Below are 17,285 nucleotides of genomic sequence, written 5' to 3'. Positions count from 1 at the left end.
CCCCTTGTGGTTGGGCTGGGAGGGGGCCGTCACTTTGGACAGATGTTGGACAGGGCCTAGGTGCGGTGGGGTTAGGCGAGGGCTTGGGTTAGGGGGGTGGCGGGGAGGGAGTGGGCCTCGGCTACCGGGGTGTTGGTGAGGTGGCCGGCGTGGGTGTTGAGGCCCAGGGCGAGGGCCGGGTCACCGGTGAGGGCCTGGTGCCAGCCCTGGTTGGCCAGGGCGGTGGCGTACGGGAGCGTCACGTTGGTCAGGGCGTAGGTCGAGGTTCTGGGGACGGCGCCCGGCATGTTGGCCACGCAGTAGAAGACGCTGTCGTGGACCTCGAAGGTGGGGTCGGCGTGGGTGGTCGGGCGGGAGTCGGCGAAGCAGCCGCCCTGGTCGATGGCGATGTCGACGAGGACCGAGCCGGGCTTCATGTCGCGGACCAGGTCGTTGGAGATGAGCTTGGGGGCCTTGGCGCCGGGGACGAGGACGGCGCCGATGACCAGGTCGGCGTCCTTCACGGCCTGCTCCACCGAGTAGCGGTTGGACGTGACGGTGCGGAGTTGGCCGCGGAACACGTTGTCGATGTGGCGCAGGCGGTCGACGTTGGTGTCCAGGATCTGGACGTCGGCGCCCATGCCGACGGCGATGGTGGCGGCGTTGAGGCCGGCGACGCCCCCGCCGATGACCACGACCCGAGCGGGGTGGACGCCGGGGACGCCACCGGGCAGGACGCCGCGGCCGCCGGAGGGGCGCATCAGCGCGTAGGCGCCGACCTGGGGGGCGAGACGGCCGGCGACCTCGGACATGGGGGCGAGGAGGGGGAGAGCGCCGGTGGCGGTCTGCACGGTCTCGTAGGCGATGGCGGTGGTGCCCGCGGCCATGAGAGCGCGGGTGAGCGGCTCGTCGGCGGCCAGGTGCAGGTAGGTGAACAGGACCTGGTCGGCCCGGAGGAACGGGTACTCCGCCGCGATCGGCTCCTTGACCTTGAGGACCAGCTCGCCCTCGGCCCAGGTCTCCTCGGCGGTGGCGAGGATCTTCGCGCCGGCGCCGAGGTACTCCTCGTCGGTGATCGCCGAACCCAGACCGGCGCCGGCCTCGATGAACACGTCATGGCCGTGACCGGTCAACTCGTGCACCCCGGCGGGGGTCAGCGCGACCCGGTACTCGTGATTCTTGATCTCACGGGGGACGGCGATCTTCATGGCGTGCGGCTCCTGTTAGGCCATGTGGGTGTCAATGACCACGGTGAGGCAGCACATAGTCACTGTCATCGTGCGAATATCACGAGTGTTCACCCCATCGGTTGTGCCGAGAGCACAATCACCGCCAGCGCACCGCGACGAGCTGTGTGACCAGCGCCAGGCGCACGTCCGGGTCGTCCAGATCGACCTCGGCCAGCTCGGCGATCCGCGCCATTCGGTACCGCAGCGTGTTGGGGTGGATCCGCAGCGCCCGGCTGGCCGCGCGCGGGTCGCCGGCGTGCCGCAGCCACTCGTACAGCGTGTCCACGTACCGGGTGCCCGCCTCGGTGTCGTTGGCGCGCAGTCGCGGGAGCGGCCCGAGGCCGGTCGCGCCGGCCGCCGCGGCGGCGACCGCGGCCCGGTGCAGCACCAGCACCGACCAGGCCTGCTCGTGGCTGAGCACCGGCCCGTCCACCAGGCCGGCGCGGAGCAGGCTCAGCGTCTCGTAGGCCAGCGCCCGGGACTCGGTCAGGTCGGCCAGCGCCACCGCCGGTCCGGCGGCCACCATCGGCGCGGGCCGCACGGTGCCGGCCAGCGCCGCCCGCATGGCCGGCCAGCCGCCGTCGCCGTCGCGGTCCGGGACCACCGCGTACAGCACGTCGTGCAGTTCGGTGACCGCCGGCCGGCGCCCGATCCCGGTGGTGATCCGGTCCCACAGCGCCAGCCGCATGCCCTCGGCGCCGAGCGCGTCGTCGCTGCCGGCCACGTCGATGGCCACCACCCGGTGCGGCACGTCCTCCAGGTCCAGCTCGGCCGCGGCCAGCCGGATGCTCCCGCTGCCCTCCAGGACCGAGCGCACCAGCTCCGCCGAGCGCCGCCGCTCGACGTCCTCCCGGGCCCGGCGGCGCAACAGGTGCAGCGCGACCACCGGCGCCGTGTCGGCGAACGCGGCGGCCCGCTCCTCCGGCACCGGTCCGGCGACCACCGCCCACATCGAACCGAGCAGCTCGCCGCCCATCCGGATCGGCACGATCAGCCGGGGCAGCGTGCCGTCCTGCTGGGCCGGCACGAAGATCGTGGTCCGGCCGCGGGACAGGTCGCGGAACACCCCGCGCGAGCGGAACCGGGCGAGCACCTCGTCCGGCACCCGCCGGCCCATGATCGTGGAGATGCGCGCGGGGTCGGTGCGGTCCTGCCGCGCCGAGTAGGCCAGCACCCGCGAGTTGGCGTCCTCGATGGTCACCGGGGCGTCCACCACGGCGGCCGCGGCATCGGCCAGCCGGAACAGGTCGCCGAGGCCGCCTGCGGAGCTCGCCTCGCCGGCCTCCGACTCGTCGGCCGCGCCGTCCAGCACCGTGCGCAGCAACCAGACCAGCTGCGCCCACGCCGCCGCGGTGTGCACCTCGACCACGCCGGTGCGGGCGTCCCGGGCGGCCGAGCGCACCGAGGTCCGGGTGGCCAGCGGCGGCTTGAGCAGCACGGCGGCCGCCCCGCGCTCGGCGCAGTGCCGGATCAGCTCGACCGCCTCGGCGGTGGTGTTCACCGAGACACCGAGAACCAGATCCCCGTCGGCGACCTGGCTGCGCCGGCCGGCCTCGGCGATCACCACGTCGGTGACGTGCGCGGCCGGCTCGTCCAGGACGGTGATCCGCAGCAGGGTCGGACCGACCCGGTCGACCACGCCCCGCACGGTGATCACGCCCGACTCCGTTCGTCAGATTGCTGCGGTGATCGTGCACCCTGCCGGCGGGATGCGCACGCGGTCAACGAAAAGCCTTGCGGCGAAAGGGACCTGGCGCTACGAAAGCGCGGTGGTGATCCAGTCCGACACCGGAAGATTGCGGCTGGTGCACTCGGTGGACAGCCGGATCGTCCAGCGCAGCGCCTGCACCATCAGGGTCGCCATCTCGTCCGGCGCCGCGTTGCGCAACGCGATCTCGATCTGGGCGCGGGCCGCGTCGGTGTCCCCGTGCACCTCGGCCAGCAGGGTGCGCACCGCCGTGCGGACCGGCGGGTCGGCCTGGTCGATCGGCACTTCCTGGCCGTCGTCGTCGTATACCTGCATGCGCACCGGGGTGGTCCCGCCCGACCCCAGCGCGGCCACCATCGCACTGCACTCCCGGAACAACAGCAGCATCAGTTCGCGGGCGTCGGTGTGGCTGTTGGGTGCTGCCCGCACCGCGTCGGCGACCTGGTCCAGGGCCCCCTCGTCGCGGCCCGCGTGCATGGCCGCCAACGCCTGGCTGGCAGCGGCGATGATGCGTCGCTGCGGGTCGGATTCCGGGTCCACAGGCCCCATCTTCTAACAGCCTTCCCCGAATGGGCGCGTCCATTCGGGGAATCTTGCGGTTACCCCTTGTTAACTACCCGGTCCGGGTCAGGTCATCGCGGGCGCCGGACACGGATGCGTTGGTGAGTGCCGCGAGTGCCATGCCGCGCAGTAGTTCGGCCATCTGCGCCCGGTCGAGATGCCGGCTGTGCGGGGTCGAGTTGATCAGACCGAAGATCGCGTGCGCGGCGGCCCGGGCGGTGGGCTCACCGGTTGCCGGCACGGCCGAGCGGATGGCATCCACCCACACCTCGACGTAGCGCCGCTGCAGGGTGCGCACCTTGCGGCGGTCCGGGTCGGCGAGGTTGCCCAGGTTCCGCTCCTGCACCGCGATCAGCGCCGGGTTGTCCAGCGCGAAGTCGACCTGGAACCGCACCAGGTCGGCCAGGGTCGCCTCGGGCGTGCCGGCGCGGGCCGCGCGGTCCTGTCCGCCGGCCAGCAGCACCTCGCTGATCGACGTGAGCATCTCCCCGAGCATCGCGTCCTTGCTGCGGAAGTGCCGGTACAGCGCGGGTCCGGAGATGCCGACGGCGGCGCCGATGTCGTCGATGCCCACCCCGTGGAAACCATGGCGGGCAAAGAGTTCGGCGGCCGCGGCCAGGATCTGCTCGCGGCGGGTGATGGTTGCGGACACCAGGCCATGGTATCGATCCCCGGTTAGCGAACGCTAACAGCGTGCCCGGAATTTGGGATCGTGAATATCTCACCGACTACTTCCCGATGGGGAAATGCCCTGGTAAGGATGAGTGCATCGACATCCAACGGAGGTTGTCATGCGTATCGGTCGTGTCCTCCTCTCCCTGCTCCTTGGATCGGTCACCGCCTTCGCCCTCGTCACCCCCGCGCAGGCCGCCCCGCTCGCCGAGAACTACGTCGCCCTCGGTGACTCGTACGCCTCGGGGACCGGCGCCGGCAGCTACGGCGACAGTGGTTCCTGCCTGCGCAGCGCCAACGCCTACGCCCCGCTGTGGGCCAGTTCCCACGGGGCCGCCTTCACCTTCGCCGCGTGCTCCGGCGCGGACACCGGCGACGTCCTGAACGGCCAGCTCGGTGCGCTCAGCGCGGCCACCACGCTGGTCACGATCTCCATTGGTGGCAACGACATCGGCTTCGCCGACATCGTGACCACCTGCACGTTCGGCTCGAACAGCACCTGCGTGAACCGGGTCAACGAGGCCCGGGCGCAGGCGCAGAGCGTCCTGCCCGGCCGGCTGGACGCGGTGTACACCGCGATCCGGGACCGGGCGCCGGCCGCCCGGGTGATCGTGCTCGGCTACCCGCGGCTGTTCACCGCCGGCTCCTGCTTCTGGTTCAGCACCACCAAGCGCAACGCGCTCAACACCGCGGCCAACGAACTGTCCGACGTCATCGCCGGGCGGGCCGGCGCGGCCGGGTTCACCTACGAGGACGCCCGGGACAACTTCGCCGGACACGAGGTGTGCACCTCGTCGCCGTGGATCAACGGGATCAACCTGGGCAACATCGTCGAGTCCTACCACCCGAACGCGGCCGGTCACCGCAACGGCTACCTCGCCGCGCTCAACGGCGTCACCGGCTGAGCACAACGCGACACCGCTTTCCTTTCTCGGCATCCGAAACCCTGCATCGGAGGTCTTACATGCGCATCTCTCGGTTGCTCCTGCCCGCGTTGCTGTCCCTGCTCGCCGTGCTCGCCTTCGCCGTCCCGGCGCAGGCGGCGGTGGGCAGGTACGTCGCGCTCGGTGACTCGTACTCGTCCGGCACCGGCGCCGGCAGCTACACCGGCGGCGCCTGCAAGCGCAGCGCCAACGCCTACCCGCAGCGGTGGGCCAACGCCATGGCTCCGTCGGCGTTCGCGTTCGCGGCATGTTCGGGCGCCCGGACCTCCGACGTGCTCAACGGGCAGATCGGCTCGGTCACGGCGGACACGGCACTGGTCACCATCTCCATCGGTGGCAACGACGCCGGGTTCGCCGACGTGATGATCACCTGTAACACCAGTTCGGACAGCACCTGCGTGTCGCGGAACAACACGGCGCAGAACTATGCCCGCGACACGCTGCCTGGCCTGCTGGACAACGTGTACGGCGCGATCCGGTCCCGGGCGCCCTCGGCGCAGGTGGTGGTGGTCGGTTACCCGCGGATGTACCAGCTCGGCAATGGCTGCGTCCTCGGGCTCAGTGGCACCAAGCGGGCCGCCATCAACGCCTCCGCCGACGTGCTCGCGCAGGTCACCGCCGGTCGGGCGGCGGCGTTCGGGTTCCGGTTCCTGGACGGCCGGTCGGCGTTCGCCGGGCACGAGATCTGCGGGTCTCGGCCATTCTGGTTGCACAGTGTGAACCTGGGAGCGCTGGACGAGTCCTATCACCCGACCGCGACGGGACAGGGCTCCGGCTACTACCCGGCGTTGCGGGCGATTACCGGATAGCGGGACGCTCCGCTGGACGCTCACGTTAGTCATCGCTAACATGGTCTAAGTTAACGATGACTAACGTGAGCGGAGCGAGATGGACGCACCGGCCCTGCGCACCGAGGCCGACCCGGGCGACCCGGCGTACCAGCGTTACGTCAAGGAGCACACCGCCCTGGTCGAGGACCTGCGGGCGCGGATGACGCAGGCCCGGCTGGGTGGGCCGGAAAAGGCGCGAAACCGGCACGTCGAACGCGGCAAACTGCTGCCGAGGGACCGGGTCGACTCGCTGCTCGACCCCGGCTCGCCATTCCTGGAACTGTCCCCGCTGGCCGCCACCGGCCTGTACGGCGACGAGGCGCCCGCCGCCGGCATCATCACCGGTGTCGGCCGGATCTCCGGGCGGGAGTGCGTGGTCGTGGTCAACGACGCCACGGTCAAGGGCGGCACCTACTACCCGCTGACGGTCAAGAAGCACCTGCGCGCGCAGGAAGTCGCGCTGCACAACAACCTCCCCTGCGTCTACCTGGTCGACTCCGGCGGCGCGTTCCTGCCCCGGCAGGACGAGGTGTTCCCGGACCGCGACCACTTCGGCCGGATCTTCTACAACCAGGCCACCATGTCCGCGCGCGGCATCCCGCAGATCGCGGCCGTGCTCGGCTCGTGCACCGCCGGTGGGGCCTATGTCCCGGCCATGAGCGACGAGGCGGTCATCGTGCGCGGCCAGGGCACGATCTTCCTCGGCGGCCCGCCGCTGGTGAAGGCCGCCACCGGCGAGGTGGTCACCGCCGAGGAGCTCGGCGGCGGCGACGTGCACGCCCGCACCTCCGGCGTGACCGACCACCTGGCCGACAACGACCAGCACGCGCTGCGGATCGTCCGCTCCATCGTCAGCACGCTCGGCCCGCGCGCGCCGCGCCCGTGGCAGGTCGAGCCGGTGGACGAACCCGCCGTGCCGGCCGACCAGCTCTATGGCGTGGTGCCCACCGACCCGCGCACCCCGTTCGACGTTCGCGAGGTGATCGCCCGGATCGTCGACGGCAGCCGGTTCCGCGAGTTCAAACGGGAGTACGGCGCCACGCTGGTGACCGGCTTCGCCCGCATCCACGGCCATCCGGTCGGCATCGTGGCCAACAACGGCGTGTTGTTCAGCGAGTCGGCCATGAAGGGCGCGCACTTCATCGAACTGTGCGACCAGCGCAGCATCCCGCTGGTGTTCCTGCAGAACATCACCGGGTTCATGGTCGGGCGCGACTACGAGGCCGGCGGCATCGCCAAGCACGGCGCCAAGATGGTCACCGCCGTGGCCTGCGCCCGGGTGCCGAAGTTCACCGTCGTGATCGGTGGCTCGTTCGGCGCCGGGAACTACTCCATGTGCGGCCGGGCCTACTCGCCCCGGTTCCTGTGGATGTGGCCCAACGCCAGGATTTCGGTGATGGGTGGCGAGCAGGCCGCCTCGGTGCTGGCCACGGTCCGGCGCGACCAGGTCGAGGCCTCCGGCGGCGAGTGGTCCGCGGCCGAGGAGGAGGCCTTCAAGGATCCGATCCGAACGCAGTACGAGGACCAGGGCAACCCCTACTACTCGACCGCGCGGCTCTGGGACGACGGCGTGATCGACCCGCGGGACACCCGCACGGTCCTCGGTCTCGGGCTGTCCGTCGCGGCCAACGCGCCGCTGGAACCCGTCCGCTACGGCGTCTTCCGGATGTGATCGCATGTTCGACAGTGTTCTGATCGCCAACCGTGGCGAGATCGCGGTGCGGGTCATCGACACCCTGCGGGGTATGGACGTTCGGGCCATCGCGGTGTACAGCGACGCCGACGCCGACGCCCGGCATGTGCGGGCAGCCGACGAGGCCGTCCACATCGGTCCGGCGTCCGCCCGGGAAAGCTACCTGTCCATCGACCGGATCATCTCGGCCGCCACGCGGACCGGCGCGCAGGCGATCCACCCGGGCTACGGCTTCCTGGCGGAGAACGCTGACTTCGCCCGCGCCTGCGCGGCGGCCGGCCTGGTCTTCATCGGCCCGCCCCCGGCGGCCATCGAGGCGATGGGCGACAAGATCCGGGCCAAGCTGACCGTGGCGGCCGCCGGAGTGCCGGTGGTCCCAGGGCGCACCGAACCCGGACTCTCCGACGACGACATCGCGGCCGCGGCCGTCGAGGTCGGCTTTCCGGTGCTGCTCAAGCCATCCGCGGGCGGCGGCGGCAAGGGCATGCGGCTGGTCACCGCCGAGGCCGGGCTGCGGGCGGCCATCGAGTCGGCCCGGCGCGAGGCACGCGGCTCGTTCGGCGACGACACCCTGCTGGTCGAACGGTTCGTCGCCCGGCCACGGCACATCGAGATCCAGGTGGTCGCGGACCAGCACGGCAACGTGGTGCACCTGGGCGAGCGCGAGTGCAGCCTGCAGCGGCGGCACCAGAAGATCATCGAGGAGTGCCCGTCGCCGCTGCTGACGCCGGAGATCCGGGACCGGATGGGCGCGGCCGCGGTGGAAGCCGCCCGCTCGGTCGGCTACCAGGGTGTCGGCACGGTCGAGTTCATCGTCTCCGCCGACGCGCCGGACGAGTTCTTCTTCATGGAGATGAACACGCGGTTGCAGGTCGAGCACCCGGTCACCGAGGAGGTCACCGGCACCGACCTGGTCGCGGTGCAACTGCGGGTGGCCGCGGGGGAGCCGCTGGACTGGGCGCAGTCCGACATCTCGCTGACCGGGCACGCGATCGAGGCCCGGGTCTATGCCGAGGACCCGGCCCGCGGCTTCCTGCCGACCGGCGGGACGGTGCTGCTGCTCGACGAGCCATCCGGTCGCGGCATCCGGATCGACTCCGGGTTGCGGGTGGGCGGCCGGGTCGGGTCGGACTACGACCCGATGCTGGCCAAGGTGATCGCGCACCGGCCCACCCGGGCCGAGGCGATCGCCGCGCTGGACGGCGCGCTGCGCCGCACGGTCGTCCTCGGCGTGGCCACGAACATCGGGTTCCTGCGGGCGCTGTTGGGTGACGACGACGTCCGCGCCGGCCGGCTGGACACCCAGCTCGTGGAGCGCCGGCTGGACGATCTCGTTGCCCCGCAGACGGTTCCGGACGAGGTGTTCGTCGCCGCGGCGCTCGACGAGCTGCTGCTGTTGCGCCCGGCCGGCCCGGTGGTAGACCCGTGGGACGTGCCCAACGGCTGGCGGGTGGCCGGAGTGTCCGGCACCGCCTTCCGGCTGGACTGCGGCGACCGGCAGGTCACCGTTCGGGTCGCCGGCGGCCCGGAGGCCGCCACGGTGAGCCTGGACGGCGGCGAGAGGATGCCGGCCTCCGCGCGCATGGACGGCGCCGAGCTCGTGCTCACCTACGCCGGACGGGTCAGCCGGTTCGCGCGGGCCCTCGACGCGGCCACCGACACGCTGTGGCTGGCGGGGGACGGGCAGGCCTGGCCGGTCGCCGAGCATTCCCTGCTGGAGTCCGCCGCGTCGGATGTGGACAGTGCCGGGCCGTTGGTGAGCCCGATGCCCGGCACCGTCCTGGTGGTGAAGGCGACGGTCGGCGACCGGGTGAGCGCCGGCGCCCCGCTACTGATCGTCGAAGCGATGAAGATGGAGCACACCATCGCCGCACCGGTGGACGGTGTGCTCACCGAACTCAATGTTCAAGCCGGCCAACAGGTCGCGCTGAACCAGCCGTTGGCCGTGGTCACCCCCGAGGAGCCGTCATGATCGACTTTCGCCTTGACGAGGAGCACGAGGCACTGCGCAAGACCGTGCAGGAGTTCGCCCGCGAGGAGGTCGCGCCGGTCATCGGCGACTTCTACGAGCGGGAGGAGTTCCCCTACGACCTCGTGGCGAAGATGGGCCGGATGGGGTTGTTCGGCCTGCCGTTCCCGGAGGAGCACGGCGGCATGGGCGGCGACTACTTCGCGCTGTGCCTGGCCCTCGAGGAACTGGGCCGGGTCGACTCCTCGGTCGCGATCACGCTCGAGGCCGGGGTTTCCCTCGGCGCCATGCCGATCTACCGGTTCGGCTCGGCGGAGCAGAAGCAGCGCTGGCTGCCGGCGCTGTGCGCGGGCGAGTCGTTGGGCGCGTTCGGGTTGACCGAGCCGAGCGGCGGCTCGGACGCGGGGGCGACCATGACCACCGCGCGGCTGGACGGCGACGAGTGGGTGATCAACGGTAGCAAGGCGTTCATCACCAACTCGGGGACCGACATCACCTCACTGGTCACCGTCACGGCGGTCACCGGTGCCGAACCCGGTGGGCACAAGGAGATCTCCGCGATCCTGGTGCCGGCGGGGACACCGGGGTTCTCCGTCTCCAAGAAGTACTCGAAGGTCGGCTGGAACGCGTCGGACACGCGGGAGCTGTCGTTCGCGGACTGCCGGGTGCCGGCCTCGCATCTGGTCGGGGAGCGGGGGCGGGGGTACGCGCAGTTCCTGTCCATTCTGGACGAGGGCCGGGTGGCGATCGCCGCGCTGTCGGTCGGGCTGGCTCAGGGCTGCGTCGACGAGTGCCTGCGGTACGTGCACGAGCGGTCCGCGTTCGGCCGGACGATCGGGTCCTACCAGGCGATCCAATTCAAGATCGCGGACATGGAGGCGCGGGTGCACACCGCGCGGCTGGGGTACTACGCGGCCGCCGCGAAGCTGGTCCGGGGTGAGCCGTTCAAGAAGGAGGCCGCGATCGCCAAGCTGGTGGCCTCCAACGCCGCGATGGACAACGCCCGGGACGCCACCCAGATCTTCGGCGGGTACGGGTTCATGAACGAGTTCCCGGTCGGCCGGTTCTACCGGGACGCCAAGATCCTGGAGATCGGCGAGGGCACCTCCGAGGTCCAGAAGATGCTCATCGCCCGCCAACTCGGCCTACGGTAGCCGCTTGAATGCGGTGGTTGCGCTGGCAGCGGGGTAGCTCATCGGAGTGGTACCCGCGGAAACCCGCAGATCGGACCTGCCGGCGCAGGGTTGACCGGCCGTAGGATTGCCGCCGCCCTGGTCCTTCGGTGCTCGGAGGTTGGCGATGCGTCGGGTGTTCGTGGTTCTGGTCGCGGTGGTGACCGGAGTGGTCCTGGTCTCGCCGGTGGGGGCGGTCGCGCAGCGGCGGGATGACCGGCCGACGCCGCCGCCCTGGCTGGTCGTGCAGGACGGGGTGACCCAGCCGCAGTTCGCGCTGGCCAACGCGATCGAGGAGACGCTGTTCGTCCAGACGGCGGTGGACTCCGACCTGGACGGGCAGCGGGACCGGGTGCGGGTGCGGATCTCCCGGCCGGGGGAGACGCGCACGCAGGGGATCAAGGTTCCGGTGATCTTCGAGCACAGTCCGTACCGGTTCGGCACCGACGGGGCGCCCAACCACAACGTGGACTTCGACGTGCTGCCGCAGGAGTACATCCAGCCGCGCGGCGCCACCGCGCAGGACGTGCGGACCTCGGCGGCGAAGGCCACGCCGGACCTGCCCGGGTCGCTGGACAACTTCTGGGTGCCGCGCGGGTACGCGGTGGTGTTGGGGGAGTCGATCGGAACCGCCTTCTCCGACGGGTGCCCGACCGTGGGCGACATGAAGGAGACCCTGGGGACCAAGGCGGTCATCGACTGGTTGAACGGGCGGGCGACCGCGGTCAACGAGGCCGGGCAGGCCGTCGCGGCGGACTGGACCACCGGCGACGTGGGAATGACCGGGGTGTCCTACAACGGGACGCTGCCGAACATGGTGGCGACCACCGGGGTCGAGGGGCTGCGGACCATCGTTCCGGTCTCGGCGATCGCCAGTTGGTACGACTACTACCGGGCCAACGGGCTGGTGCGGGCGCCGCACTCCGAGCAGTCCGGGGTCGGGACCAACGAGTTCCAGGGCGAGGACCTCGACGTTCTGGCGATCTTCACGCAGGGTGAGTCGCGGTTCGAGAAGTGCCGGCACATCACCGAGCAGCTGCTGCAGAACCAGAACCGGGTCACCGGCGACTACAGCGCCTACTGGCACGAGCGGGACTACCTGCACCGGGCCCGGGGAGTCAAGGCCAGCGTGTTCGTGGTGCACGGTCTCGAGGACTACAACGTGATGACCAAGGCCTTCGCGTCCTGGTGGTCGGAGCTGGAGCAAAACCGGGTGCCGCGCAAGATCTGGCTGCACAAGGACGGGCACGGCGGCCCGCGGGCGCCCAGTGACTACCAGCGGACCTTGAACCGGTGGATGGACTACTGGTTGTTCGGGGTGAACAACGGGATCATGGCCGAGCCGCGGGCGGACATCCAGCGGCCGGACGGCAGCTACCAGAAGTTCGCGGACTGGCCGGTGCCGGGGAGCCGGGACGCCACCCTGCACCTGGCGGCGACCAACGCCGCGCAACCGGGGACGTTGGGCAGCCGGCCGCAGTCGAGCGGGCCGCGGCCGCGGCAGAGCTTCGTCGACCGGGGCCGGGAGCTGGACACCGATGCGGCCCTGCTGCCCAACCCGGACACGGCCAACCCGAACCGGCTCGTCTACGTCTCGCCGCCGCTGGCGCGGGCCGCGCACCTGTCCGGGACGCCGGCGGTGTCGTTGCGGGCTTCGGTGAACAACCGGTACGCGGCCAACCTGACGGCGGTGCTGGTCGACTACGGGCCGGCGGGCAGCGCGGACGCGCCGGTGATGGTCACCCGGGGCTGGCTGGACGTGCAGAACCGGCAGCGGCTCGACCGCAGCACACCGATCCAGCAGGGACAGGAGTACACCTTCGACTTCGACCTGCAGGCCGACGACTACGTCTTCCCCGCCGGGCACCGGATCGGGCTGGTCGTCGTGTCCACCGACATGCACTACACGTTGCGCCCGCTGCCGGGTACCGAGCTGACCGTGTTCCCGGCCCGCAGCGAGGTGTCGCTGCCGATCGTCGGCGGCAGCCGCGGGCTGGGAATCTGATTGAGCGAACGGTGACGTGACGCTACGCTGCGTGGTCATGGTGAGTTGGCGACGCGCGCTACCGGTCCTGTCCGCCATCGCGCTCGTGGCCGGTCTCGCGGCGCCGGCGACGGCGCAGGCGCCGCGGTCACCGGCCGAGTGTGCCGCCGCGCTCGACTGCACGGCAGCCGAGATCGACCTGATGAGCATGGCGCAGCGGCTGGAGTTCGTGCGCGCCATGCAGTCCGGACCGGCCTCGGCCCTCGGCGCCATGGACCGGTGGCGCAACATCGAGGGTGTGATCACGTTCTTCCGGGACCGTGGGCTGGGTTCGCCCGGCACCTGGGTGTCCTATGTGGACGCCGGGATCGTCGAGGGGATCGAGCGGGGGATCGCCATCGCGCTCGGCCGGTCCACCGACGGGTTCGGCAACCCGGGGTCGGCGCGCTGGGCGAGCTACCTGACCCGGCTGTCCCGGGGCGAGCTTGCCGCGCGGTCGGCGCACGACCGGGCCTGGAGTGAGGCCGAACAGGCCGCCACCGACCACGGCATCGCCCTGGCCGCCGCGCACGGGCAGTTCGCCACCCCGGTCGAGCAGCGGTTCTTCCAGTTCTCCGAGGTGTACCGGTGGACGCTGCGCAACCGGCCGTTCGCGCTGGACCTGTTGTTCTTCTACGGGCCGCTGATCCACCCCGACCTGGCCGGGCAGCGGGTGCCCTTCTACGACTGGTTCACCGACGTCGCCGAGTCCGCGCCGTCCTACAAGGGCTGTGAGATCGGCTACGGCTTCGCCCAACTGCACCCGATCGTCGGGGTGTTCGGCATCGCCGGCCTGTTCCTGGCCTACGTCACCGAGCTTTTCGAGGAGTATCGCGCGGCGATGTCCGATTAACATCCAGGTCATGCGGGTGAGGCATGATCGCGCGGTCGACGCGCTGCGGGCGCAACTGGCGGCCCAACCGGACGGGGCTCCGATCCGGCTGGCGAAGCCGACCTCGAACCTGTTCCGGTTCCGGGAACCACCGGGGCGCACCGCGCTGGACGTCAGCGCGTTCGGCGACGTCCTCCAGGTCGACGCGGCGGCGCGCACGGCCGACGTGGGCGGCATGACCACCTACGAGCGGCTGGTGGACGCGACCTTGCCGCACGGCCTGATGCCGTTCGTGGTGCCGCAGCTCAAAACCATCACCCTGGGTGGGGCGGTGGCCGGGCTCGGCATCGAGTCCACCTCGTTCCGCAACGGGCTGCCGCACGAGTCGGTGCTGGAGATGGAGATCCTCACCGGGGCCGGGGAGGTGGTGCTGGCCACGCCGGACAACGAGCACCGCGACCTGTTCCGCGGCTTCCCGAACTCCTACGGCACGCTCGGTTACGCGCTGCGGCTGCGGATCGAGTTGGAGCCGGTGCGGCCGACCGTGGCGTTGCGGCACGTCCGGTTCACCGGCGAGCAGGCCGGCGCCGAGGCGATCGCCGAGATCTGCGCGAACCGCGAGCACGAGGGCGTCGCGGTGGACTTCATCGACGGCACCGTGTTCTCCCCCGATGAGCTGTACCTCACGCTCGGCACCTTCGCCGAGGGCGGCGCGGAGGTGTCCGACTACACCGGCCGGAGGATCTACTACCGGTCGATCCGCGAGCGGTCCACCGACCGGCTGTCCACACGCGACTACCTGTGGCGGTGGGACACCGACTGGTTCTGGTGCTCCCAGGCGCTCGGCGCGCAACACCCGCTGCTCCGGGCCGTCTGGCCGAAGCGCTATCTGCGCTCGGACGTCTACCGCCGGCTGGTCGCGCTGGACCGGCGGCACCGGCTGTCCGACCGGGTGGCGGCGCTACGCCGGTTGCCGCAACGCGAGCCGGTGATCCAGGACGTCGAGATCCCGGTCGGCGCACTCGCCGAGTTCCTGGACTTCTTCCACCGCGACATCGGGATCAGTCCGGTGTGGTTGTGCCCGGTGCGGCTGCGCGAGCCGCGCACCTGGCCGCTCTACCCGATGGACCCGGCCACGCTCTACGTCAACGTCGGCTTCTGGGCCACCGTGGAGCTCGAACCCGGCGCCCCGGAGGGTAAGCACAACCGGCTGATCGAGCGTAAGGTCACTGAGTTGGGCGGCCACAAATCCCTGTATTCCACCTCATACTTCGATGAGGCCGACTTCTGGACGCTGTACAACGGAAGGATCTACCGGGAGCTGAAGGATACCTACGATCCGCGCGGCGCCCTGCCCGATCTCTACGACAAGTGCGTTCGGGCACGATAGGAAGAAAGGAGTAGTGCCCCGTGCAACTCGCCGAGGCATTGCAGCGCATGATCGGCCTGGACGCGCCGATCGAACTCGTGGCCTACGACGGCAGCCGGGCCGGGAAACCCGACGCGCCGGTGCGCCTGGACCTGCGGTCCCCACTGGCACTGTCCTATCTGGCTTCCGCTCCGGGCGAGCTGGGCATGGCCCGCGCCTACATCAGCGGCACGCTGGACGTGACCGGTGACATGTACACGATGCTGGCCAGCTTCGCCGACCTCGAGTTCGACCAGGGCCGCTCCGGGCTGGGACTCGACCTGATGGTCCGGCTCGCGGCGGCGCGGCTGTGGTGGCCGGCGCGCCGGCCGCCCGAGGAGGCCCGGCTGCAGGGCCGCCGGCATTCCAAGGCCCGCGACGCGAGCGCGATCTCGCACCACTACGACGTGTCCAACCGGTTCTACGAATGGGTGCTCGGCCCGTCGATGGCCTACACCTGCGCGGTCTACCGGTCCGCGGGCGACACGCTGGAAGACGCCCAGTTCGAGAAGTTCGACCTGGTGGCCCGCAAGCTCGCGCTGCGGCCGGGCATGCGGCTGCTGGACGTGGGCTGCGGGTGGGGCGGCATGGTGATGCACGCCGCCAAGCACTACGGCGTGCAGGCGCTCGGCGTGACCCTGTCGCGCAACCAGGCCCAGTGGGCGCAGAAGGCCATCGCCGAGGCCGGGCTCGGCGACCTCGCCGAGGTCCGGCACGGCGACTACCGCGACATCGAGGAGTCCGGGTTCGACGCGGTGAGCTCGATCGGCCTCACCGAGCACATCGGCGCGAAGAACCTGGGCGGCTACTTCGACTCCCTGTACGACAAAGCGCTGCCCGGCGCGCGGCTGCTCAACCACTGCATCACCCGTCCGGACAACTCGGTGCAGCCCCGGGCCGGCGAGTTCATCAGCCGCTACGTGTTCCCGGACGGCGAGCTGGAGAGCCCCGGCCGGATCATCTCGGCCATGCACGACGCCGGTTTCGAGGTGCGGCACGAGGAGAACCTGCGTGAGCACTATGCCCTGACGCTGGCCGCGTGGAGCGCCAACCTGGACGCGAACTGGACGGCGGCGGTGCGGGAGGTCGGCGCGGCGCGGGCCCGGGTGTGGCGGTTGTACATGGCCGGCTCCCGGCTCGGGTTCGACCGCAACACCGTGCAGTTGCACCAGGTGCTCGGGGTACGGCTGGACGGCACCCGCTCGCACATGCCGCTGCGGGCGGACTGGTGATCAGGGCTTGCGGGCGACCGCGGCCAGGTTCAGCGAGCGCTCCGGGTCCTCGCTGACGTCCTCGGGCGAGTCCGGCCGCCACAGCGGGGTCCACACCAGGCCCGGCTCCACCAGTTCGAGGCCGTTCATGAAGCCGAGGATCTCCGCGCGGCTGCGGCCGACGCCGGGGTTGCTGGTGCGCTGGTAGGCGCTGGCGGCCTCGGACGGCAGGTCGTCCCGGCCCTCGGTGGTGCCGTGCGAGAACACGAAGTAGCTGCCCGGCGCCATCACCTTGAGGTAGCGGGCGATGGCCGTGCCCGGGTCGGCAGCGTCCGGGACGAAGTGCAGCACCGACACGATGAGCAGCGCCATCGGCTCGTCGAAGTCGAGCAGTTGGCGGGCCGACACCGAGTTGAGCACGGTGTCCGGGTCGCACAGGTCGGCCTGCAGCACGGCGGCGTTGGGGTTGTCCTCGAGCATCAGTTCGCTGTGCGCCACGGCGACCGGCTCGTTGTCCACGTAGAGCACCCGGCAGGACGGGTCGATCGCCTGGGCGATGTCGTGCACGTTGCCGACCGTGGGGATGCCGGAGCCGAGGTCGAGGAACTGCCTGATGCCCTGCTCGACGCAGAACCGCACCGCCCGGCGCAGGAACGCCCGGTTTCGCCGGGCCGCCGTCTCGGCGTCGGGCATGACCTGCAGGAACTGGTCGGCGAACGCGCGGTCGTGCTCGAAGTTGCACGCCCCGCCCAGGAAGTAGTCGTAGATCCGGGCGGCGTTCGGGCGGTCGAGGTCGATGTCCTGCGGCGCCCATGACGGCCGTTCTGCTGGCATGAGCCCGATCCTAGTCAGTGGATCTCACCCGCCGGACAGTGCCGACTGCTGTGGGTGCGTGAATCGATCCAGGGCTACTTCAGCTCCGCTGAGGTCTTGCCGAGCAGACGGCGGGCGATGATGAGCTGCTGGATCTGTTGGGTGCCCTCGAAGATGTCGAGGATCTTGGCGTCCCTTGCCCACTTCTCCAGCAGGCTGTGTTCGGAGTAGCCGAGGCTTC

Annotated in this window: 15 protein-coding genes; 9 read left to right on the top strand and 6 right to left on the bottom strand. The window is 70.8% G+C overall.

The annotated features are described in order from the left end of the window. Positions 1–71: 71 nt before the first annotated feature. The 4 genes from ald to VFO68_RS31080 all read right to left on the bottom strand — a co-directional run bounded on the left by ald (position 72) and on the right by VFO68_RS31080 (position 4,129). On the bottom strand, positions 72–1,187 hold the full coding sequence (gene ald / locus VFO68_RS31095) for an alanine dehydrogenase (protein WP_325161983.1): 1,116 nt from the start codon (positions 1,185–1,187) through the stop codon (positions 72–74). 118 nt (positions 1,188–1,305) lie between these two features. Next, complete coding sequence (locus VFO68_RS31090; protein WP_325161982.1) at positions 1,306–2,865, bottom strand: PucR family transcriptional regulator; 1,560 nt, start codon at positions 2,863–2,865, stop codon at positions 1,306–1,308. Between the two features lie 99 nt (positions 2,866–2,964). After that, positions 2,965–3,465 (bottom strand): hypothetical protein, encoded by a 501-nt coding sequence (locus VFO68_RS31085; RefSeq protein ID WP_325161981.1) that lies wholly within the window; start codon positions 3,463–3,465, stop codon positions 2,965–2,967. 64 nt (positions 3,466–3,529) lie between these two features. Continuing rightward, a complete protein-coding gene (locus tag VFO68_RS31080; protein WP_325161980.1) occupies positions 3,530–4,129 on the bottom strand; it encodes a TetR/AcrR family transcriptional regulator in 600 nt (199 codons plus the stop codon). A 139-nt stretch (positions 4,130–4,268) separates the two neighbouring features. On the opposite strand from VFO68_RS31080, the gene VFO68_RS31075 reads away from it, so the two are divergent. The 9 genes from VFO68_RS31075 (at position 4,269) to VFO68_RS31035 (ending at position 16,252) form a co-directional block, all read left to right on the top strand. Beyond that, on the top strand, positions 4,269–5,054 hold the full coding sequence (locus tag VFO68_RS31075) for an SGNH/GDSL hydrolase family protein (RefSeq protein WP_325161979.1): 786 nt from the start codon (positions 4,269–4,271) through the stop codon (positions 5,052–5,054). A 59-nt stretch (positions 5,055–5,113) separates the two neighbouring features. Next, positions 5,114–5,902: an SGNH/GDSL hydrolase family protein gene (locus tag VFO68_RS31070; protein ID WP_325161978.1), complete on the top strand. Its 789-nt coding sequence runs from the start codon at positions 5,114–5,116 to the stop codon at positions 5,900–5,902. Positions 5,903–5,981: 79 nt separating this feature from the next. Beyond that, entirely contained in the window at positions 5,982–7,595 is a 1,614-nt protein-coding gene (locus VFO68_RS31065) for a carboxyl transferase domain-containing protein (RefSeq protein ID WP_325161977.1), read from the top strand. A gap of 4 nt (positions 7,596–7,599) precedes the next feature. After that, positions 7,600–9,588, top strand: coding sequence for an acetyl/propionyl/methylcrotonyl-CoA carboxylase subunit alpha (locus tag VFO68_RS31060; RefSeq protein WP_325161976.1), 1,989 nt, complete (start codon positions 7,600–7,602; stop codon positions 9,586–9,588). After that, positions 9,585–10,739 (top strand): acyl-CoA dehydrogenase family protein, encoded by a 1,155-nt coding sequence (locus tag VFO68_RS31055; protein WP_325161975.1) that lies wholly within the window; start codon positions 9,585–9,587, stop codon positions 10,737–10,739. The genes VFO68_RS31060 and VFO68_RS31055 overlap by 4 nt, the downstream gene beginning before the upstream one ends. Positions 10,740–10,884: 145 nt before the next feature. Next, a complete protein-coding gene (locus tag VFO68_RS31050) occupies positions 10,885–12,762 on the top strand; it encodes a Xaa-Pro dipeptidyl-peptidase (protein WP_325161974.1) in 1,878 nt (625 codons plus the stop codon). A 37-nt stretch (positions 12,763–12,799) separates the two neighbouring features. Beyond that, on the top strand, positions 12,800–13,633 hold the full coding sequence (locus VFO68_RS31045) for a hypothetical protein (protein WP_325161973.1): 834 nt from the start codon (positions 12,800–12,802) through the stop codon (positions 13,631–13,633). Positions 13,634–13,643: 10 nt separating this feature from the next. Further along, a complete protein-coding gene (locus VFO68_RS31040; RefSeq protein WP_325161972.1) occupies positions 13,644–15,002 on the top strand; it encodes an FAD-binding oxidoreductase in 1,359 nt (452 codons plus the stop codon). 47 nt (positions 15,003–15,049) lie between these two features. Next, positions 15,050–16,252, top strand: a complete 1,203-nt coding sequence (locus VFO68_RS31035) for a class I SAM-dependent methyltransferase (protein WP_325161985.1) — start codon at positions 15,050–15,052, stop codon at positions 16,250–16,252. Here the strand turns inward: VFO68_RS31035 and VFO68_RS31030 are convergent, their stop codons facing one another. After that, positions 16,253–17,065, bottom strand: coding sequence for an SAM-dependent methyltransferase (locus VFO68_RS31030; protein WP_325161971.1), 813 nt, complete (start codon positions 17,063–17,065; stop codon positions 16,253–16,255). A 74-nt stretch (positions 17,066–17,139) separates the two neighbouring features. After that, positions 17,140–17,285, bottom strand: a 146-nt coding sequence (locus VFO68_RS31025; protein ID WP_325161984.1) for an acyl-CoA dehydrogenase family protein, incomplete at its 5' end; no start/stop codon positions are given.

It is taken from the genome of Actinophytocola sp., from assembly GCF_035712165.1.
GTDB lineage: Bacteria > Actinomycetota > Actinomycetes > Mycobacteriales > Pseudonocardiaceae > DASYTH01.
This window is presented reverse-complemented; position numbering and strand designations above follow the sequence as displayed.